Origin of the sequence: Acinetobacter sp. YH12235 (assembly GCF_013417705.1) — a bacterium.
In the GTDB taxonomy this organism is placed as follows: domain Bacteria; phylum Pseudomonadota; class Gammaproteobacteria; order Pseudomonadales; family Moraxellaceae; genus Acinetobacter.
Genome location: NZ_VPDL01000039.1, coordinates 1 through 20,366 on the forward strand (window position 1 = coordinate 1; position 20,366 = coordinate 20,366).

A 20,366-nucleotide genomic window follows, 5' to 3' on the forward strand; every position below is an offset into this window, starting at 1 on the left:
AATGGAGAAATCTAATCGGTATGTTATACCTGAGAGAAGAGTGAGGAGTTATCCAAGGGTTGTAAAAGGAAAACCTCAAAAATACCCAAGAAAAAGCCAGTCAATCTCTTAACTGACTGGCATTACCTCATCAAAGGAGCTTTTTTCTAGCCAGAATAGTGATTAAGAAATTTCTATAAGAATGGATTTTCAATTTCATCTGCATCATTGCGTTCAATTTTTTCTGGCAGATCCGGTGTTTCTTCGAGCTGCTGCACAATATCATTTAACAGTGCCTGCAAAACTTTGGCCGCCTTGAGACCAGCCTGGTCTTTAGTAATTTGCAGATTGCCATACAGACTGACACGGTCCAGATCATTCTCAACTGTCAGATCATGAATCGCATGCGATTCGGTTCCATTTTCAAATGCTTTAAACATTAATTTCTACTCTGTTTTATTATTTTTACTCACCTGTCTTCAGCATGCTACCTGAAGCCTGCTTTTTACAGCAAGCTCCTTTTCACTATTTCAGCAGCTGCAGGATGTATTGCAACAAGGCCTCAATCAGCTGTTTAACAATCGTATCCTGAGTATCATGATCGATCCCGCTCTTATTAACTGATGAGCTGGTATTGCTTGTACTGGCCGAACTTGAAGCCGACGGTTTGAACTCACGCTGCAGTTTTTCCAGATCTTCTTTCGGCACATCTTCAGCACACTGGCTTTCTGCATCCCAATTCGAATAGGCAATTTTCTGGTTGGCCTTCACAGCATTTGCAGTCAACGGCAGATGATAGGTATTGCGTTTCTGTTCTTCAGTTAACTGAGGAAACAGGTTAATGCCGAGCTGCTCTTCCAGATAGCAGACACTGACAATGCGAACCTTGAGCGAATTATCATTAGGTGCATAGTAGGCACCAATGGCACCAGTTTTCGGCATGTAGATCGCTTTGTACACGGCAGTCGGTACAATCACACCCTTGCCAATAGTTTTCAGTTTTTTGGCAGCAAAGACTGGCCCGGTCACTACATACACGTCCTGCTTCTGCTTGGTCACAATGGCACGGGTCGCTTCTTCCAGCTCGCGCCAGACCTGCTGATTGTTCTTTGGTGCCTGCGGGACCATATTGGCCAGCGAGAAACTGTCAGACTGTGCAGCTTTATTTGGCATATCCGCATTTGGCGCCATATGGCCTCGGTCATAGCCTGAACCCCGGTAGTCAGCCAAAGTCGCACGATGAGCAGCATTTAGTCGTGTTTCTTCATGGAAGTTGTCTTCACGTGGAATTTTCTGGCTCAGACGCTTCGGTGTTAAGGCCTCCGCCACCCAAAGTGGCGTTTTGGATACCCCAGAATAACCCACATTAAAGCCATTAAAACACAGTGAATAACTGTCTTTTTTCAGGCTGTCTTTCATTAAGTAAGGCGGGATGTCCCGGTAAAACTGTTCCAGACAGCTCGAATTCGATGTAGACGGCAGAGAAATCCACTGACTGATTTTTTCCTGGCCAAACGCAATCGCGAAACTCCCGGAAGCGACCATTGCCAAGATCACTTTCACGCTATTTTCATTAAAAAACTGAAAAACTGAATTCTTCGACTTACGCTGCTTCTTTGCCATGCTACACGTGCTTTTAAGATCAAAATCGGGGGTTTTGCGAGCTTAACAAGCCATGTATATGAAGTATATCTTACCCTCTTTATTTGCCTAATAATTACACAATCTACCCCTATATTCTTAAATCTTGTAACAAAGTGTCGTTTTTTTAGTGAGCTTTCAGCGCGGTTTTTTAACCTTTAAGTAGCTTTGATTGTGACCTCGTCTTGAGTGTGCAAAGCTATTTGACTATTCAAATTACGTACAATTATTAGCAATGGAGTTAATTTATGAATTCCAAACTATCTAAGTTATTAGGTCTCGGAATATTTACAAGTGTGATCAGTGCCGGCGCATTCGCTGAGCCTCCTGTACAAGCGGGTGAAACACTTGAAAGCTTATCTAAAGCTAAAATTAGTACCACTGTAAATGGTCAGCAAGCCTCACTGGAAAGCCTGGTGAATTCTGGACAGATCCGTCTGGTAAACCAGCCAATGTCTGCACCCGCTCAGCCAGGCCAGCAGCCACAACAATCAATGCCAAATCAGCCAATGCCAACACCAGGCATGCCTGTTGCACAACCAGAAATGCCGGATACCAATCCAGCTCCAGCCAATCTTGAGTCTGAACCAGCAGCCCCTGCTACAGAACAGGAAATGACTATGGGTGAAGCTGTAGAGCAACCAGTTCTTGAAGAACAGCAAGCTGCTGCACCTGAAGCAGCTGCGATGACTGAGCAAACTGAAATTGCGGTAGAAGCTGAAGCTGATCCTTCAGTAGATGCACCTTTAAACGCCGCCCCTGAAATGCCGGCTGAGACAGAAGCAACAGAACAATAATTTGTTATAAAGCTTTCTAAATTTCTCTCCCCTAAAAAAACCAGAGCCTCGCTCTGGTTTTTTTATTTTTACATCTCGATCTGGCTACCCAGTTCAACTACCCGGTTGGTCGGAATCTGGTAGAAGTCGCTGACCGGACTGGTATTACGCTGCATGGAAACAAACAGTTTTTCCCGCCAGGGTGCCATTCCCTCTCCCACCGTATGCATAATCCGTTCCCGGGAGATAAAGAAACTGATCTGCATCAGGTCATATTCAAAGCCCCATTCTGCATACGCATGCTGCAATGCTTCCGGAATATTGGGCTGATCCTTAAACCCGTAATACATTGTCACTCGATAAAAATGCTCACTGAGTTTTTCCAGTTTAATCCGTTCTTCATCGCCTACAAAAGGAATATCTCGGGTAATAACCGTCACTAGAATATTGCGCTCATGTAGCACCTTGTTGTGCTTGATATTGTGCAACATCGCATGCGGCACAATGGTCGGAGTTCCGGTCAGGAAAATCGCTTCACCCGGCACAAACTTGGTGCCTCCCCCAATTGAGATACTCTTAATAAACAGGTCAATTGGTAGCGCATCTTTTTCCAGACGGTTCAAGACCAGTGCACGACCATCTTTCCAGGTCATCAGAATCGTAAATAATGCCGCCCCGAGCAGGATCGGCACCCAGCCACCTGATGCAATTTTTAAAGAAGTTGAGGCTACAAAAACTAGATCCAGCATCAGGAATGGTGTGGCAAATAACACTACTTTCCAGATTGGCCAGCGCCAGAAACCATAAGCCAGAATGCTGATTAAAATGGTACCACACAGCATAGTCATGGTGACTGCGACCCCATAAGCACTCGCTAAGCGGGCGCTATTTTCAAAGAGTAAAATCAGAATCACTACAGAAATAAACAGCATCCAGTTAATGAAGGGCAGATAAATCTGGCCACGCTCTTCGGCTGAGGTATGTTTTACACTCAGGCGTGGCAAATAACGCAGTTGAATGGCCTGATTCACCATGGAGAATACCCCGGTAATGACGGCCTGTGAGGCGATCACAGCAGCTGCTGTGGCCAAACCAATCATTGGATATAAGCCCCATTCCGGAAGCAGCATATAAAAAGGATTTTCCAGTGCTTCAGGACGGCGCAGCAATAATGCCCCTTGTCCAGCATAATTGAGCAACAAACATGGCAATACGATAATGAACCAAGCCAGACGAATCGGCAGACGACCAAAATGCCCCATATCGGCATAAATGGCTTCACCACCAGTCATGGTCAGAATCACGGCGCCCATGGTCAAGAAGGCTACAAAAGGCTGATCGACCACAAAATGATAGGCCCAGTATGGATTCACCATAGCCAGTACTGTCGGGGTCTGAATAATACTCCACAAACCGAAACCACCAATTGACAGGAACCAGAGTAAGGTCAACGGACCAAAAAATTTGCCCATGGTTCCAGTACCATGACGTTGTACCAGAAAGAGTCCCGCAATAATCCCGATCGATAGAGGTTCTAACCATTGATTAAACACAGGTGTGGCTATACTCAGCCCTTCAACCGCAGATAACACAGAAATTGCCGGGGTAATGATCCCGTCACCAAAAAACAGCGATGCCCCAATAAAGCCGAGCGCAATCAGGTAAATTTTCTTGTCATCAGAAATGCGTGTGGTTCGCAAATTGAGAGCTAGTAAGGACATGATTCCGCCCTCACCGTTGTTATCGGCACGCATGATAATAGTGACGTATTTGAAGCTCACCGTCAGCATGATGCACCAGAAGATCAAGGACAAAATGCCCAACACCGAAGCTTCACTAATGGCAAGGTGCGACGTCAGGAAACATTGGCGTAGTGCATACAATGGACTGGTTCCAATATCTCCAAAAACAACCCCAAGCGCAGCCAGCGTAATTACCGGGAGAGCTGCTTTCTGTGCAGTGCTTTGCATATATCGTCTTCGTTTTTAACAAGCATTTTTGCGAATCATAGCATTGCGCTCAAAGTTTTTCCGCAAATCAATTGTTTCAAGCTTGGCAGACTGGCTTTTTTTCTATATCATCCACGGCCATGGTGAGGTGTCCGAGTGGCTGAAGGAGCACGCCTGGAAAGTGTGTATACGTTTATAGCGTATCGAGGGTTCGAATCCCTCTCTCACCGCCAAATATCATTATCATGTCGCCACATGATGTCTCAAAAGGTTTAAATCTAAAGGGTTTAAGCCTTTTTTGTTGCCGAAATTATTAGGGAATGGATTAAAAATAAAAGAATAACTATACAAGTTACATAAATGATGCCGGATGGCTGTTGAATGACACTGAGGAATATTCGAGCATGATCCTATCTTGGTAAAAAATGATGGATCGCTATGAAAGATGATGAAAAACCCCTAAATTTTGATGATGATAATGAGCCTCTGGATTTCGAAGATGAGGAGTTCACTGACGATAAAAAAGAGGATGAAATGTACAATCCGATCACCAAAGATGGATCAAGTGTAGATCCTGCGGATGATGGCACACGTCATCTTCGTCCTGAAGATGGTGATCCGCTAGAAGTCGAGCCTTAAGCCCTAGCCCAATTTTATATTGGGCTTTTTTTATAGTCTAAAACCTTAAAAGTGAGCATCTTGGACAGATGAATTGAAAAAGGATAATTCATTTTACTGGTTATTTTTGAGATGAGTATTGCTTGCCTTTTCTTTTGATAGATTTAAAGATGTAAGGATATAGGTTGAGATATATTGAAATAAATTCTCTGGATAAAACCATGATATATCCATTTTTATTAATTTCTTAACTTTATGTTCTTCTTTTAGTTTATTTATATGATGGAGACAAAAACTGGCATAAAAATAGCTTAATTTAATTGTCATCATCGCTATGTTATGGTGGAATCAAAACAGGATAAAAGGAGAATAAAAACCTAAAGATAGAAAACGTTATTGCTTGAGTCTTCCTTATTTGGGTTAGAAAAAAGTGGAAACACTGCTATTCGGAGAGTGGACATGAATAACAGCGCAAACTACATGAAACAGATAAAAAATGCCAAACGCGGTGGTTATACCCCGACCATTGCCAAAGACGTCAACAAACATAAGATTCAAAAAGCCCTAAAATTAATTGAACAGTGGAGAAGTCTTGCTCAAGAACTCAAACCTCAAATGCAGTTTGATATGGCCTTTACTTTAGAGGAATGCGCACAAGACCTGGATCGGATACTCAAAAGCAGATAATTCCCTTTTAACTCACTCATAATAGATTTTAAATATCAACCTCTTATCCTTGCCCATATCACTGATATGGGCAATTTCATGATTTAAATGTAGATGCCTGAGTGAAGATGATTCAATGATCAGCAATAAAAAATTGGTTATAAGATTGAACGGTTATTTTTTGGCTTGCGCCCTTAAGAAAAATCTGTAAAATGCACTCCACAACGCCGGCATAGCTCAGTTGGTAGAGCAACTGACTTGTAATCAGTAGGTCCACAGTTCGAATCCGTGTGCCGGCACCATTTTCTTAGCCTCGCTTTTTAGTGAGGCTTTGATGTTTCTGGGTTTGGCATTTTTATATAGCTGTTTTTTGCCTTGAATACTCAGATCGCCTGTGCCGTCACCTGCACATATCTTACAATCCCATCCTGATATAACTTCTGACAAAGCTTTGCCGTCATCTGGATTTTAAACTGATCCAGTCTTTTGCCTTTTTGTTTCAATTTCTTTGTATTTAAATTCTGATTTACATAATCAGCAAAACCTGAAAATACCGCTTCGGACAGATCTTCAATCTGAATATTCTTAAATTCAAAATTTTCCAAACAATGATAAAGCTCATTTTTCAACATCAGGTTTTTTAAATTGACATCGGCGGATGTCAGCAGAAACTGATATTTACGCTTTTGCAGCGCATTCAAGCTGTTCCATTTTTCAGACAAGATCAGATGATGAAAGCCAATCCGTGCATTGGTGTTCAAAACACTGCGTACCTGATCTAGAAGTTCGGGAACGGAACTATGATAGGCAGCATCCAGACATAGCACCACATCAAAGCGCTGGGAAAAATGCATGTCTTTTAAACGCAGGAAAGAAGCCGGATAGATGGCATTGAGATTAGGTAAATGTTGCTGAATATTCGCCACACAAGCAGGCTGAAGTTCTACACCGGCCAGATATTGCACCTGATAGTGTTGCTGCCAGTGCAACAGGCTGGCACCCTGGCCACAGCCCAGATCCAGCAATTTATCCTTTGAATTTAAACCGACCATTTCTGCCAAATGGTCGGCCAAAGTTCGACAGGCAGCTACATAATCCTGCTGCCCTTCCCGCCAATAACCCAGATTGCTCCAGGGCAACTGCGACTGGTCTCCCAGCAACGAAGCATCAATTGCATATTTATGTTGAGGAAGACGCTGACGAAGTGCCTGAAACCATTGCATCAATCAATAACCGAGTTGGGGTGCTACCTCGATCTTAGGTTTAAGTCCTTCAAATGGCAACGGTGCTCCCATAATTGCAGCAATTTTCATGGCAGAAGTCACTGCAGATTCCAAGATTGGTAAACCGTCCGATGACCATGAGCCGCAGTAGAACACTTTACGGTTCATTTCCAGATGACGATGCTGTAATTCTTTATTGAGGGCGATGGTATTGGCATCTACTACCGCACGGGTCAAGGTCACTGATGAAATCACTTTTTTCGGATCAATCTCAGTCACAGGACGCCAGGTCTGGAATACTGGTGATTTACCCACCAGACTCGGTTCAACCGCATTCAGCCAAACCGTAAATTGCTGACGGGTAAACTTGCGATCCATCATATAGCTGAGTACAGCCCAATCCTTACGTTTCGGTGGCATCACGCTGCTATCGCGGTGAATGACCAATTCACCCTGTTCAAATTTGAATTTCTTTAACAGCTCGATATCACGGCCAAACTGTTCATGATCCAGGAATTCATCAATATGATTGGTTGGTGTCGCCACAACCACACGATCAAAGGTTTTCGACAGACCAGCTGCATTTTCTACCAGTACTTTGTCGCCCTGCTCTTTTACCGAAACGATCGGCGCACCACTTTCAATGTGAATGCCTTCAATCAGCTTGTCTACCAAAGCCGGAGTACCGCCCTGCATACGTAATAAGGCATCACCATCCGTTAGCTGACGCAGGAAAATCAATAAAGGTTTGGCTGGCCATTCACCAATGGTTTTTGGATTACAGGTACAGATGGTATACAGCACCGGCATCACCGCACCATGCCAGAACACTTCTTCAATCTCATTGCGATTGATAAATTCTGCCAGGCTGATGTCCTGATTTTTGGATTTAAAGAATTTTGCCAAGGCTGTTTTGAGTTGCAGCAAACCTTTAACCAGACGCCAGCCATATTGCTGGATGCCTTTGCGGTTATTGATAATCGGAATATTGCCAATCCGGCTACGTGACGTGGTTAGCCAGGTTTCTACCCGGTCTTCAAACAGCCAGCTACAGGCCATATAGGTACGTACCGGGTAAGTTTTAATGCCCAGATGAGTCGCCAGACTTAAGGTATTTTTCCACAGATAAGGATTCATCACACGTAAAGGTGCGTCAATGAGGCCTCCTTCAAATTCGAGACTATGACTGTCCATGCCGCGACCTTGAAGCGCTTCAAAAATAGTAATGCGATGTCCTGCGTCCTGAAGAATTCTGGCAGTAGCCAGTCCAGCCATGCCACTACCAATTACTGCGATATCCAATCTGATCATCCGTCATTGAAAAACTAAAAGAAATTATGAACCATGCTTTCGGCAAATAGGTTATTAAAATCTTCCAGAATACTTTTTTTTCGTAAGTCTGAGTTAACGTAACTTTACAAATAAATTACATTTTTTGAATAGCAAAAAACGTCTTTATATAGAGTAACTTAAACCGCCATTATATTTAAATATTTAAAAATAAATCTTTAAAAAACAAATGATTTAATTAACCGATTTTTTAATCATCGGTTTACAAAGACCGCAAAACACTCTATAATATGCAGCACAAGAAAGAGATAAATTCATAGAGATAAACAAAATGAATTTATCCAAGAAACTCGTAAAAACGACAAGAAATTCCAGCGCATTAGAAAAAAAAGCCTCTGCTTGTGCAGAGGCTTCTTTGTTTTAAGACTGACTGTATTATTCGGCCTGTACCGCGATTTCACCAAATTTACCCTGATTAAAATCTTGAAATGCCTGAATAATTTCTTCCTTGGTATTCATTACAAATGGGCCATAGCCTTGAATAGGTTCATTCAGCGGCTCACCGGTCAAAAGCAAAAATTTAGTGTCCTGATCGGCCTGTAGCTGAATTTCAGGATCATCATCGCGCGCAAACATCACAATAGAGCTATCCAGGACTTTTTGACTGCCATTTACCACCAGCTCACCCGCCAGTACAACCAGCAAAGCATTATGTCCGGTAGGTACATGCAACGTAGTTTCATACTCCGCTTTTAGCTCGCCATCCCAGACATTCACCGGACTAAAGGTATGCGCAGGGCCATGATGACCTCCGAATTCTCCGGCAATCACCCGGATATGTCCTGCACCTTCATCCATTTCAATCCGTGGAATCTCAGCTGCAGTAATGGCCTGATAACGTGGCGCGGTCATTTTGTCTTTGGCTGGCAAGTTGACCCAGAGTTGAACCATTTCAAACAGGCCGCCCTTTTGCGCAAAATCTGGAGAATGAAATTCTTCATGCACCACCCCTGCACCCGCTGTCATCCACTGCACATCGCTGGTCTGAATCGTACCGCCACCGCCACTGGAGTCCTGGTGGGTCACTGCACCCTGATAAGCCAAGGTTACAGTTTCAAAACCACGATGCGGATGTGAACCTACACCATGCTGCTCAGTGGTTGGCGCAAAGTGATACGGCGCTGCATAATCCAGCAATAAAAATGGACTAATGGCCTGCCCCAAACGGTCATAAGAAAACAGGTTTTTCACCGGGAAGCCGTCACCAACCCAGTGCATGTTTTGATTACGGTAAACACCAATAATTTTTTTCATCTTTTACTCCTATACACAATAGGATGAACATGCAGCCATTTTAAGCTTTATCAGCAGTCATCAATACCGTACTTCTAGAATGCAGTATTTCAAATATAAGACGGTTCGACTCTTAGATTTCTGTGTAGCTACTTATAACTTTAGCTTTGCTATAAGACGTTAATTTAGGTAGTCATGAGCAGTAGATAATAAAAAACCCAGCGCTGAGGGCTGGGTTTTTTAATTTCGATAAAGTGTTATCGAATTAGATTTTACCGACCAGGTCGATTGAAGGAGCAAGAGTCGCTTCACCTTCTTTCCATTTTGCAGGACATACTTCACCTGGGTGAGCGTGTACATATTGAGCCGCTTTTACTTTACGAAGCAGTTCTTGCGCGTCACGACCGATACCGCCCGCGTTGATTTCAACGATCTGGATTTTACCGTCTGGATCGATCACGAAAGTACCACGATCCGCCAGACCATCAGCTTCAATCAGCACTTCAAAGTTTTTCGCCAAAGTCCAGGTTGGATCGCCGATCATTGGATACTGGATTTTACCAATCACGTCAGAAGTATCGTGCCAAGCTTTGTGCGTGAAGTGCGTGTCGGTAGATACTGAGTAGATTTCTACGCCCAGTTTCTGGAATTCAGCATACTGATCAGCAAGATCGCCTAATTCTGTTGGACAAACAAATGTGAAGTCAGCAGGATAGAAAAATACTACAGACCATTTGCCTTTCATGTCTTGCTCAGACACTTCAATAAATTGGCCATTGTGGTAAGCAGTTGCGTTGAATGGCTTAACTTCAGTATTGATTAAACTCATAAGTCTATTCCTATCTATTCGTGAAAGTGTGTGTTCATTTGATGTAGTTAAGAATACGCAAAAATCACCAATAGGTAAAACCGTAACTTTTTATTAAAACTATCGGTTTTTTAGATTTATAGTTCCTTTTATTTTTATCTTTCTGATTTGTTTAATCGATTTTGACGGTTTTACTTTCTTGAAAATGCTGTATAGATTTCCAGGCCGATTTTGCCAAGGCTGCTGCATAGTGTTTAGGAGAGGCGTGGACTCGACTAGATAACCAGCTCCGGCAATAACTTTCAGTGGGTCCAATGATCAGTGACATAAGCAGTTCTAAGGGAATAGCTTGTAATTGACTGATATCTGCCTGCTGAGCCAGCCATTGTTTTAATTCCTGATTGCGCTGCTGATTCGACTGCTGCAATTCCTCTTTGAAGTCACTATTTTGAACTGTATGATGCGCGGCATAAAGAAAGCGGGCAAAATCAGGATATGCTACAACCCAATCGATATAACTCTGAATCACTGCCTGTATACCTCGTTCAATACCCTGAACTTGTGACAAAGCCTGCAAACGCTGCTCCGACTGATCTGTAAGTGCTGAAATATACAGTGCTGCAATGATCCCTTCCTTGTTTTTAAAATGATGGTAGATCGCCCCGATACTGGTATCGGCCTGATCACGGATCATTTCAATCGTAGTCGCAGCAATGCCTGTACGCAGAAACTCTGTCAATGCACATTCCAGAATCTGACGTTTGAGTAAAGCCCGTCTTCCCTTAAAAATCCTTTCCAGCAATTCCATGTTTTGCATTTTTAATATTTAAATCCTCTCTATTTTTGAAAGCAGGCTGGCAGCCTGATGTCTGGTTTTTGTCAGATGTGCTAATACAGAATAATATTCTGTATGAGAATATTATTCTGATTAAAAATAATATACAGGAAGTTATATATGAGCCAAGCCCTAAAAATCTGGAAAAGCCTAGAAAATAAGCCAGCCGGTAAATATCTTTTTTCTAAATTACTTTGTCTAAAAGCACCCTATTTCGGCAGTATTTCTCCACTGTTTGAAGATTTAAAGCCTGAATATTGTGCAGAAACATCGTGCCGTGCTGAACCATTTAGGCACTGTACACGCGATTGCCATGTGTAACATGGCTGAACTGGCAGGCGGCACCATGACCGATGCAACCGTTCCGAAAACTCATCGCTGGATTCCCAAGGGTATGCAGGTCGAATATGTCAAAAAAGCCACTACTGATCTGATCGCGATTGCGACACCCGCCGAGCCTAACTTTATATGGAACGAAGGCAGCGATTATCTGGTCAATGTAGAAATTAAAGATACTGCAGAAGAAGTCATATTTCGGGCAGTGATCACCATGTGGGTGTCCGTGAAAAAATAGAAGAACCTAGATATGAAAAACCCGCCAAATGGCGGGTTTTCATGATGATTTACCTTTCTAATATCGGGATCAAAATGGAAGATCATCGTCCAGATCAGCTGCAGGCGCTGCTACTGGAGCAGGTGCAGACTTCGGCGCATAACCACCCTGGTTATTTTGGTTATTGTTGCCATAACCACCGCCCTGATTATTGTTAAAACCACCTTGCTGAGGAGCTGAGCCATAACCACCTTGAGGATTATTGCCATAACCGCCACCCTGGTTATTGTTATTAAAACGTGGCTGGTTAAAACCGTTATCGCCTTGCTCGCCTTGTGGACGACCAGAATCCAGCATTTGCATTTGCTCACCACGGATTTCCGTTGTGTAGCGTTCTTGACCGCTTTGATCTGTCCATTGACGGGTACGTAATGAACCTTCGATATAAACTTTAGAACCTTTGCGCAGATATTGCTGTGCAATTTCACCTAAACGGTTATGCAGCACAATACGATGCCATTCGGTTTGCTCTTTACGTTCGCCCGTATTTTTATCAGTCCATGAATCGCTGGTTGCGATAGAGAATTGAGTGAGAGAACCACCATTTGGGAAAGTTTTGGTCTCAGGATCTCGACCTAAAGTACCAACTAAAATGACCTTATTAACACCACGCATCAGACGTACACTTCCTATTTATTTCTATATTTTACTTTATAAGAGTTATGTTTAAATGGCTACCTCTTTACCTAACAAGTGCGTTAATTGTTGTCGCGAAACATCATCAACCTGCTGTTTATCGACCTTGACAAAGGCGACTTGCTGTTCAGACATGACCACAACCTCTTCAATACCACGAATCGCTAAAAGTTGAGAAGTCCATTCATCTGTTTGTTTACTCTCTGGCAGACGAAGCACGAGCGATGAAAGATAGCGTGGTTGAGCCAACCCAAAACTCATGAGCAGCCAAATTATAGCAATTGCCGATAAAATACTCCAACCGAGCGAAGTGTTGTTGAGTAACAACAATTGTCCACCGATAATCCCGCCAAAAAACGCGCCCAGAAACTGACTACTGGCATTCACGCCCATCGCAGTGGCTTTAGATTGAATCGGGGCTGCTTTGGACAACCATGAGGGCAATAAGGCTTCCATGACGTTAAAGGCAATAAAGAATAAACCTAATCCACCGATCAGCACATATTTGGATTCAAAGCCAAAAATCATGATCAACAGACCCAGAATAATCCCGCCAATCGCTGTCAGGAAAATACTGCGCATCTTGCGATATTTCTCTGCCAGTACAATGCTCGGGAAGGCAAAAAACAGACTGACGACCAGCAGCGGCAGATAGACCCAACCATGGCTCGATAATGGCAGTTCAGCAACTTCAATCAGTTGCGATGGCACATAAATAAACATGGCTGTGAGCAGCAAATGCAGGGTAAATACTGAAATATGCAGACGGTTCAGATCCCCCATTTTCAGGACCTGTTTTAGCTGCTCCAGATAGCCCTGCTGAAAATTTTTATGATGACGGGTAACTTTAGGGACCATCAACAACATCGCAATCGCAGCCAAGCCCATTACGGTGGTCACCCAGAACAGACCGGAAATGCCGACCAGTCCTGTCACCCACGGCCCCATGGTAAAGGCCACCACAAAGGACAGGCCGATACTCATGCCCATCACCGCCATGGCTTTCATGCGGTTTTCTTCGCGGGTCACATCGGCCAGTAAGGCCATTACCACTGCTGAAACTGCTCCACCACCCGCAATCGCACGACCGATGATCACGCCATAAATGGTGTCAGACATTGCAGCAATCGCACCACCTAGAGCGAATAGCAACAAGCCCAAAACCACCAGTGGCTTACGGCTATAGCGGTCTGCAATCAGGCTAAACGGAATCTGTAAAATGGCCTGTGTCAGGCCATAAATACCCACCGCCAGACCAATCAGTGCCGGCGTAGCATATTCATATGACTGCCCTGCTACCGAGAATACAGGGATGATCATAAACAACCCCAGCATGCGCAGTGCGAAAATACTGCTCAGGGCAAAGGTCGAGCGACGTTCTAAGGCATTCATCATAAAGTCTGGCGATCGAGTTAGTTAATCTTGATGCGTAGATTATAGGCCATTCCGCTCAAAGGAATGCATGAATTTTATTTGAAATAAAGATGAGGACTATCTGAAAATTGACATCCTCCCCCAGCTAAAGCAAGGGGATTCCTACTGCTAGACGCTCATGCCCGAGCGCAAGAATATTCAGTGCGGAATTTACATCCCGATCCCATGAGCTACCACACTCACCACACTGCCACTCTCTTATTCCTAAACCTGCTCTACCTTTCGGACTACTGGAGCGTGAGCCACAGCACGAACAAGTTTGGGTGGTATAGGCTTCATTGACTTCTTCATACCATACCCCTGCGTTCTCGCATTTATACTTGAGCATGGTTCTTAGTGTTGTCCAACTGGCATCTAACACAGACTTGGCTAGTTTGGTTTGCGCTAATGCTTTGCCATTCACATTGCCAACGAAGATTGCTGCATGTTCTTTTACTAGTTTATGGCTGAATTGATGCAGCATGTTTTGTCTTACATTTTTAATCTTGGCGTGAATTGCTTTCACTCGTTTTTTATTTTTTGCACGTTGAGCAATACCAAGTTTTTGTTCATATTTCCGATAGATTTGAGGGGCTTTAAGTTTTACACCATCTGAACAAGTGGCTAAATCTTTTAAACCTAAATCTATGCCAATTGAGGTTTTAGCGGTGGTTTTCTCTGTTTTAGCATTGTCAACTACAAGACATACATACCAACGGCCTCGGCTATCTTCAACGAATGAGCCTGTTTTAACCCTGTATTGACTTAAACCGTAACTATCCCATAACTTGAATTGGTGTTTACCATATTGAACACAGCCATCAGCATATTTGATTGCAACCTTTTTAAACGGTATCCAACCTAGTGAACGTCTAGCTGATTTTTTATTACTGACACGCCATTTTAGTTTTGCTTTTTTGAACTGCTTGCGTCTTGTGACCAATTCTTCTGTCACTGCCTGAATAGTTTGACTGTGCAAGTTGCATTCTTTCGATGTGCCTTTCGTGTATTTTGCAATATCGTATGCTGAAAAGAATTGTTGTTTTTTTTGAAGATGTTTAAAACACAAATCATTGACATAATTCCAAACAAAATTTACTTCGGATGCTAACTGATTTAGCACCTTGCAATGTTTGTCTTTTATGCGTAATTTGAGTGTCTTCATCCAATTATTTTAACAGTATTTTTCTTAATAGTGACTATAGTACAAATATTTAAAACGACATTTCGTGTCGTTCATGTGGTTTACTCCAGTCGCTTATATCCTCGTGCTGAACCACGAGGTTTTACGCTCCAATGGATAAAAAAGCGTAGCCGGAGCTACGCTTCTGTTCAGCGATCACGGGGCTATTTGCCTGCTTTTAATAACTGACGCTTGGTATATTGAATCGAAGCAATGACTGCCCAGATAATGAAAGCCACACCGATCAGACCGGTCACTACTTCAGGAATATGTACACCGGTACTGCTTGCCAGCATGATAAATGCCAGAGCACCAATCGCATAGTGCGCGCCATGTTCCAAATAGATATAGGCATCCAGCGTGCCTTTATCGACCAGGTAAATGGTCATCGAACGCACGAACATCGCACCGATGGCCAAGCCTAACATGATGATTACCACGTCAGACGTAATCGCAAAGGCACCGATTACACCGTCAAAACTGAAAGATGCGTCCAGCACTTCCAGGTAAAGAAAGCCACCAAAGCCGGCTTTTACCACGCCAGTCGGTACGCCTTCAGCATCATGACGAACGGCATTACCCTCTTCGTCTACTTCCGGTTCCCCACCTAACATATGGCTTAGGACCTGTACCCCGATATAAATCACGATTCCCCAGATCCCCGCCAGAATAACATCCAGACGTTTCGCTTCTTCGACCTGGAAATCCATGATTAATAAGGCAATCAGGGTAATAAAGACTGACATCGCCGGAACGTTTGCCAGATGCGCCAGACGGCGTTCCAGCATGCGGAACCAGTGGGTATCTTTTTCTTCATCCAGGAAGAAGTTCAGGAATACCAGCATCAGGAAGGCACCACCAAAGGCAGAAATCTCGGCATGATGTGCCATCAGTTTGGCCGAATATTCTTTTGGTGCATTTAAGGCGAGCTGTACCACTTCCATAAAGCCCATATCCGCAGTCACGGCCACAATGACCACCGGGAAAATCAGGCGCATCCCGAAAACTGCAACCAGAATCCCGACTGTCAGGAAAATCATTTTCCAGAAATGATCCCAACCGCGCAGGACGGATGCATTGACAACCGCGTTATCAAACGACAACGACACTTCCATAATCGCCAGAATAGCGGTAATGGTCAGTGCTGTGAACATGGTTTGCAGGCCCGCTTCCGGACCATGGGTAAATCCCCAATAAGCAGACAAACCAAGGCACACGATCGAAAATACGATTGAGAAACCAAAGTGTTTCAACATATATATCGACCTTAGATAAATTTCATTAAATGCATTTCTTTAAACGTAGAGAAATACTAAGACTAAAAGTTGTCCCAATTATGAAACTTTTGCCGCATAAACCAAAGCACTTCCTGAACCATTTTTAGGTATTTTCTGCTTTTCAGATTTGCTGATCTTTTAAACAGATTCATCTTTGCTATAGTGCTGGATGTTTTGACTTCAACTGTTAAGGATTTCAGTATGAGTTTCTCTCAAGACGTATGGCAACGTAATCTCGGACTTTATCAAAAGACATTGGCGTTGCCTTTTAACCAGCAACTGGCGCAGGGAACATTAAGCCATGAAGCTTTTAGTCATTATGTAATTCAGGATGCGCATTATTTACTGGCCTATGGTCGTGCACTGGCAGTCTGTGCAGCCAAAGCTTTTGAAGCAGATGACGTGATCCAGTTTAGTGAGGCCGCTAAAACTGCCATTGTAGTCGAACGCAGCCTGCATGATGACTTTATGCAGGATTTTGGCATCAGCAAAACCCAATTTGAAAATACACCTTTGACTCTGGCCTGCCATCATTACACTTCTTATTTACAGGCAACGGCCTGGGCAGAAAGTTATCCGGTGGTTCTAGCTGCCCTTTTGCCATGTTTCTGGATCTATGCAGAAGTGGGTAAGGATATTGTCGATAAGGCAGCGCCGAATAATCCGTATCAGGCCTGGATTGATACCTATGCCGGTGAGGATTTTCATACAGCGGTACGCAATGTAATTGCTACTGTGGATCGGGTGGCAGCGCGGGTCGATGCTGATACTCTGGAAAAAATGCATCAGTCCTATACCCATGCAGCACGTCTGGAATGGCTGTTCTGGGATAGTGCTTATGAACAACGCCAATGGCTAGGTCTGGATGATTAATTTTAGTTTCTATTGACTGAGTCCTGTTTAATACAGGGCTTTTTTATTTTTAAGCCAAACCCTAAATGATGGAAAGTGAAGCTAATTTCGATGGAGTTATGCATCATGAAATTTCATCCATTAGATGTTTGGAAAAGAGCAAATCTAATCTACATTTTCCCCCAGTTGCTTTAGTACTGATCTTTTGACCAATATCCGACACAACTTGACGTTTAAAATACTTTTATTTGCACTTGAACATTTTTCATTCGGTATCATATAAAGGTTTTTGATGAATTTTCTAGGATCATTGCATGAGCCAAAGTCACATCCGTATTCGAGGTGCACGTACCCATAACCTGAAAAATGTGAACCTTGATATTCCACGCGACAAGTTTGTGGTGATTACGGGACTGTCTGGTTCAGGTAAGTCCTCACTGGCATTCGATACGTTATATGCGGAAGGTCAACGCCGTTATGTAGAATCTCTGTCTGCCTACGCGCGTCAATTCCTTTCGCAAATGGAAAAGCCGGAAGTTGATTCGATTGAGGGTTTAAGCCCAGCCATTGCTATCGAACAGAAATCGACTAGTCATAACCCGCGTTCGACTGTAGGTACCATTACCGAAATCTATGACTATTTACGTCTGCTCTATGCACGCGTAGGTACACCTTACTGTCCGGAACACGATCTGCCCATGGTGGCACAGACCGTAACTGAAATGGTCGATGCGGTTAAAGAACTGGAAGAAGGCACTGCGCTGTTATTGTTAGCGCCTGTCGTGCGTGAACGTAAGGGTGAGTACACAGCGTTATTTGAGCAACTGCAAAGCCAAGGCTTTGTGCGTGCACGTGTCGATGGCGAGATCATGGAAATTGATCCGCCACCTGAGTTGGACAAAAAGAAAAAACATACTATTGAAGTCGTGGTTGACCGCTTTAAGGTGCGTGATGATCTCGGTAACCGGATTGCAGAAAGTTTTGAAACTGCGCTGCGTCTCGGTGGAGATATTGCGATTTTGTCCTGGATGAAAGGTGAAAATGATGATCGCGTATTTTCTGCCAAACACTCCTGTCCGGAATGTGACCGCGCTGTGGCAGAACTGGAGCCACGCCTGTTTTCATTTAACAATCCCTTTGGTGCCTGCCCGGTCTGTGATGGTCTGGGTACCCGCAGCCATTTCAGTGCGGACAAACTGATTCCCAATCAGGAAGTCAGCATCAGCCAAGGTGCGATTCGTGGCTGGGATCGTCAGCGTCCGTATTATTATGGCATGCTGCAAAAAGTAGCCGAGCATTTCGGTTTTTCTCTAGAAACGCCTTGGAATGAACTGGATGCCAACACCAAGAAGAAATTCCTTTACGGTACCGGCAAAGAAAAAATTGACCTGAGCTATATTGATGAACGTGGTCGTCGTCATAACCGGGTGATGCCATTTGAAGGTATCTTGCCGCATCTGGAACGCCGTTACCGCGAAACTGAAAGCAATTATGTGCGTGATGATCTGGCGCAGTATCTATCCAATGCCGCTTGTGATGCTTGTGATGGTTCACGTCTGAATGAAATCTCGCGTAATGTGAAAATTCTGGACAAGACCATTGCCGACGTTACTCGCATGTCGATTGGCGATGCCGAGAGCTATTATCAGGGCATTAATCTGGAAGGTGCGCGTGGTGAAATTGCGGACAAGATTTTCAAGGAAATCCGTGAACGCCTGCATTTCCTAGTATCTGTCGGTCTGAACTATTTGAGTCTGTCCCGTTCTGCCGAAACCTTGTCTGGTGGTGAAGCACAGCGTATCCGTCTGGCTTCACAAATTGGTGCTGGCCTCATGGGTGTGATGTATGTGCTGGATGAACCTTCGATTGGTCTGCATCAGCGTGATAATGATCGCCTGTTACAAACCCTGATTCGTCTGCGTGATCTCGGTAATACCGTTTTAGTGGTCGAACATGATGAAGATGCAATTCGTGCTGCAGACCATATTATTGATATTGGTCCGGGTGCCGGTGTGCATGGCGGTCATGTGATTGCAGAAGGAACCTATCAGGAACTCGCTAAAAATAAAGATTCCCTGACCGGTAAATATCTGTCTGGCAAACTGAAAATTGAAGTGCCGAAAAAACGGGTTCAGCCACCAAAACCGGAAGAACAGATCAAATTGATGGGTGCTGCCGGGCATAACCTGAAGAAAGTCGATCTGACCATTCCATTGGGAATCATGACTTGTGTCACCGGTGTTTCAGGTTCTGGTAAATCTACGTTGATTAACCGGACTCTGTTGCCACTAGCAGCGACTCAGCTGAATGGTGCAACCACGCTAACTGCTGAGAAGTTTGACTCAATTGATGGTCTGCAATTCCTGGATAAAGTGGTTGATATTGACCAGAGCCCGATTGGACGTACACCACGTTCAAACCCAGCAACTTATACCGGCTTGTTTACTCCAATTCGTGAACTATTTTCACAGACTCCGGAAGCCAAAGCGCGGGGTTATACCGCTGGCCGTTTCTCGTTTAACGTGAAAGGCGGACGCTGTGAGGCCTGTGAAGGTGATGGCATGATCAAGGTGGCGATGCACTTCCTGCCTGATATGTATGTGCCGTGTGACGCCTGTCATGGCAAGCGTTATAACCGTGAAACGCTAGAAGTGAACTACAAAGGTAAGAATATTTCCGATGTATTACAGATGACCGTTGAAGATGCCATGCATTTCTTTGATGCGATTCCAGTGATTCATCGTCGTCTGGAAACCTTGCATCAGGTTGGTCTGGGCTATATCCGTTTAGGTCAGTCAGCGACGACCCTTTCTGGTGGTGAAGCACAACGGGTAAAACTGGCACGTGAGCTGGCCAAACGGGATACCGGTAAAACCCTGTATGTCCTGGATGAGCCAACCACTGGTCTGCATTTCCATGATATTGCCAAGCTGCTGGACATCCTGCATGAGCTACGCAATAAAGGGAATACCATTGTGGTGATTGAACATAACCTGGATGTGATCAAGACCGCGGACTGGGTGGTAGACCTTGGGCCTGAAGGTGGTGCGGGTGGCGGTATGATTATCGCGGAAGGTACTCCGGAAGATGTTGTGAAAGTTAAGGCTTCACATACAGGGAAATTCTTAAAGCCGTTATTGAAGTAATTTTATTCTCTCCAATCCTCCTTTGAAAAAGGAGAGAGTGCCCCATTGCTGTCCCACAATTTTTCACAAGAGGAAGCTCAAATGAGCTTCCTCTTGTTTTATGGGTATTTTATCGGGTGAAAATAAAGCTTTTAAAGTTCTTCTTTCAAACAAATTCACTTGAATTAT

The 20,366-nt window shown here is 43.9% G+C and carries 17 protein-coding genes, 2 tRNA genes and 1 pseudogene; 8 read left to right on the plus strand and 12 right to left on the minus strand.

Annotation, left to right across the window (positions count from 1 at the left end):
- Positions 1-173: 173 nt before the first annotated feature.
- On the minus strand, positions 174-419 hold the full coding sequence (locus FTV13_RS14585) for a hypothetical protein (RefSeq protein ID WP_180002502.1): 246 nt from the start codon (positions 417-419) through the stop codon (positions 174-176).
- Between the two features lie 85 nt (positions 420-504).
- Positions 505-1,602, minus strand: coding sequence for a DNA/RNA non-specific endonuclease (locus FTV13_RS14590; RefSeq protein WP_166136858.1), 1,098 nt, complete (start codon positions 1,600-1,602; stop codon positions 505-507).
- Between the two features lie 266 nt (positions 1,603-1,868).
- On the opposite strand from FTV13_RS14590, the gene FTV13_RS14595 reads away from it, so the two are divergent.
- A complete protein-coding gene (locus FTV13_RS14595) occupies positions 1,869-2,417 on the plus strand; it encodes a hypothetical protein (protein WP_180012425.1) in 549 nt (182 codons plus the stop codon).
- Between the two features lie 68 nt (positions 2,418-2,485).
- Here the strand turns inward: FTV13_RS14595 and FTV13_RS14600 are convergent, their stop codons facing one another.
- Positions 2,486-4,366 carry a potassium transporter Kup gene (locus FTV13_RS14600; RefSeq protein WP_104426719.1) on the minus strand — a complete coding sequence of 627 codons (1,881 nt, stop codon included), beginning with the start codon at positions 4,364-4,366 and terminating at the stop codon, positions 2,486-2,488.
- Between the two features lie 121 nt (positions 4,367-4,487).
- On the opposite strand from FTV13_RS14600, the gene FTV13_RS14605 reads away from it, so the two are divergent.
- The 4 genes from FTV13_RS14605 to FTV13_RS14620 all read left to right on the plus strand — a co-directional run bounded on the left by FTV13_RS14605 (position 4,488) and on the right by FTV13_RS14620 (position 5,931).
- Positions 4,488-4,578 (plus strand) — tRNA-Ser (locus FTV13_RS14605).
- 205 nt (positions 4,579-4,783) lie between these two features.
- The gene (locus FTV13_RS14610; protein WP_004781578.1) at positions 4,784-4,984 is read left to right on the plus strand and encodes a hypothetical protein; all 201 of its coding nucleotides are present in this window, start codon (positions 4,784-4,786) and stop codon (positions 4,982-4,984) included.
- 438 nt (positions 4,985-5,422) lie between these two features.
- Positions 5,423-5,650: a hypothetical protein gene (locus FTV13_RS14615; RefSeq protein WP_004781576.1), complete on the plus strand. Its 228-nt coding sequence runs from the start codon at positions 5,423-5,425 to the stop codon at positions 5,648-5,650.
- A 205-nt stretch (positions 5,651-5,855) separates the two neighbouring features.
- A tRNA-Thr gene (locus FTV13_RS14620) sits at positions 5,856-5,931 on the plus strand.
- An 81-nt stretch (positions 5,932-6,012) separates the two neighbouring features.
- Here FTV13_RS14620 and FTV13_RS14625 read toward each other — a convergent pair.
- From FTV13_RS14625 to FTV13_RS14645, 5 genes are all read right to left on the minus strand, one after another.
- Positions 6,013-6,852, minus strand: a complete 840-nt coding sequence (locus FTV13_RS14625) for a cyclopropane-fatty-acyl-phospholipid synthase family protein (protein WP_159123709.1) — start codon at positions 6,850-6,852, stop codon at positions 6,013-6,015.
- 3 nt (positions 6,853-6,855) lie between these two features.
- Entirely contained in the window at positions 6,856-8,163 is a 1,308-nt protein-coding gene (locus tag FTV13_RS14630) for an FAD-dependent oxidoreductase (protein WP_125279600.1), read from the minus strand.
- Between the two features lie 414 nt (positions 8,164-8,577).
- The gene (locus FTV13_RS14635; RefSeq protein ID WP_180012427.1) at positions 8,578-9,456 is read right to left on the minus strand and encodes a pirin family protein; all 879 of its coding nucleotides are present in this window, start codon (positions 9,454-9,456) and stop codon (positions 8,578-8,580) included.
- A gap of 244 nt (positions 9,457-9,700) precedes the next feature.
- A complete protein-coding gene (gene ahpC / locus FTV13_RS14640) occupies positions 9,701-10,264 on the minus strand; it encodes an alkyl hydroperoxide reductase subunit C (protein WP_005232609.1) in 564 nt (187 codons plus the stop codon).
- Positions 10,265-10,415: 151 nt separating this feature from the next.
- Entirely contained in the window at positions 10,416-11,060 is a 645-nt protein-coding gene (locus tag FTV13_RS14645; RefSeq protein WP_180012429.1) for a TetR/AcrR family transcriptional regulator, read from the minus strand.
- A gap of 138 nt (positions 11,061-11,198) precedes the next feature.
- Here FTV13_RS14645 and FTV13_RS14650 point away from each other — a divergent pair.
- Positions 11,199-11,652, plus strand: a pseudogene (locus tag FTV13_RS14650) (hotdog fold domain-containing protein).
- Between the two features lie 69 nt (positions 11,653-11,721).
- Here the strand turns inward: FTV13_RS14650 and ssb are convergent.
- The 4 genes from ssb to FTV13_RS14670 form a co-directional block, all read right to left on the minus strand.
- Positions 11,722-12,306, minus strand: coding sequence for a single-stranded DNA-binding protein (gene ssb / locus FTV13_RS14655; protein ID WP_004781559.1), 585 nt, complete (start codon positions 12,304-12,306; stop codon positions 11,722-11,724).
- Positions 12,307-12,357: 51 nt separating this feature from the next.
- Positions 12,358-13,722: an MFS transporter gene (locus FTV13_RS14660; protein WP_034170221.1), complete on the minus strand. Its 1,365-nt coding sequence runs from the start codon at positions 13,720-13,722 to the stop codon at positions 12,358-12,360.
- Positions 13,723-13,846: 124 nt separating this feature from the next.
- Positions 13,847-14,905 carry an RNA-guided endonuclease TnpB family protein gene (locus tag FTV13_RS14665; protein ID WP_159123703.1) on the minus strand — a complete coding sequence of 353 codons (1,059 nt, stop codon included), beginning with the start codon at positions 14,903-14,905 and terminating at the stop codon, positions 13,847-13,849.
- A 182-nt stretch (positions 14,906-15,087) separates the two neighbouring features.
- A complete protein-coding gene (locus tag FTV13_RS14670; protein ID WP_004781554.1) occupies positions 15,088-16,179 on the minus strand; it encodes a DUF475 domain-containing protein in 1,092 nt (363 codons plus the stop codon).
- A 222-nt stretch (positions 16,180-16,401) separates the two neighbouring features.
- Between FTV13_RS14670 and tenA the strand changes: the two genes are divergently transcribed.
- Both tenA and uvrA read left to right on the plus strand, forming a co-directional pair.
- A complete protein-coding gene (gene tenA, locus FTV13_RS14675) occupies positions 16,402-17,073 on the plus strand; it encodes a thiaminase II (protein ID WP_180012431.1) in 672 nt (223 codons plus the stop codon).
- Between the two features lie 293 nt (positions 17,074-17,366).
- Positions 17,367-20,198 (plus strand): excinuclease ABC subunit UvrA, encoded by a 2,832-nt coding sequence (gene uvrA, locus FTV13_RS14680; RefSeq protein WP_180012433.1) that lies wholly within the window; start codon positions 17,367-17,369, stop codon positions 20,196-20,198.
- The last annotated feature ends 168 nt before the right edge of the window (positions 20,199-20,366 follow it).

Coding starts and splice junctions, on each gene's coding strand:
- ahpC (WP_005232609.1), bottom strand. CDS start 10,264: ATGAGTTTAATCAATACTGAAGTTAAGCCATTCAACGCAACTGCTTAC.
- FTV13_RS14665 (WP_159123703.1), bottom strand. CDS start 14,905: ATGAAGACACTCAAATTACGCATAAAAGACAAACATTGCAAGGTGCTA.
- FTV13_RS14600 (WP_104426719.1), bottom strand. CDS start 4,366: ATGCAAAGCACTGCACAGAAAGCAGCTCTCCCGGTAATTACGCTGGCT.
- FTV13_RS14610 (WP_004781578.1), top strand. CDS start 4,784: ATGAAAGATGATGAAAAACCCCTAAATTTTGATGATGATAATGAGCCT.
- FTV13_RS14645 (WP_180012429.1), bottom strand. CDS start 11,060: ATGCAAAACATGGAATTGCTGGAAAGGATTTTTAAGGGAAGACGGGCT.
- FTV13_RS14635 (WP_180012427.1), bottom strand. CDS start 9,456: ATGAAAAAAATTATTGGTGTTTACCGTAATCAAAACATGCACTGGGTT.
- tenA (WP_180012431.1), top strand. CDS start 16,402: ATGAGTTTCTCTCAAGACGTATGGCAACGTAATCTCGGACTTTATCAA.
- FTV13_RS14585 (WP_180002502.1), bottom strand. CDS start 419: ATGTTTAAAGCATTTGAAAATGGAACCGAATCGCATGCGATTCATGAT.
- FTV13_RS14630 (WP_125279600.1), bottom strand. CDS start 8,163: ATGATCAGATTGGATATCGCAGTAATTGGTAGTGGCATGGCTGGACTG.
- FTV13_RS14660 (WP_034170221.1), bottom strand. CDS start 13,722: ATGATGAATGCCTTAGAACGTCGCTCGACCTTTGCCCTGAGCAGTATT.
- FTV13_RS14595 (WP_180012425.1), top strand. CDS start 1,869: ATGAATTCCAAACTATCTAAGTTATTAGGTCTCGGAATATTTACAAGT.
- ssb (WP_004781559.1), bottom strand. CDS start 12,306: ATGCGTGGTGTTAATAAGGTCATTTTAGTTGGTACTTTAGGTCGAGAT.
- uvrA (WP_180012433.1), top strand. CDS start 17,367: ATGAGCCAAAGTCACATCCGTATTCGAGGTGCACGTACCCATAACCTG.
- FTV13_RS14615 (WP_004781576.1), top strand. CDS start 5,423: ATGAATAACAGCGCAAACTACATGAAACAGATAAAAAATGCCAAACGC.
- FTV13_RS14590 (WP_166136858.1), bottom strand. CDS start 1,602: ATGGCAAAGAAGCAGCGTAAGTCGAAGAATTCAGTTTTTCAGTTTTTT.
- FTV13_RS14670 (WP_004781554.1), bottom strand. CDS start 16,179: ATGTTGAAACACTTTGGTTTCTCAATCGTATTTTCGATCGTGTGCCTT.
- FTV13_RS14625 (WP_159123709.1), bottom strand. CDS start 6,852: ATGCAATGGTTTCAGGCACTTCGTCAGCGTCTTCCTCAACATAAATAT.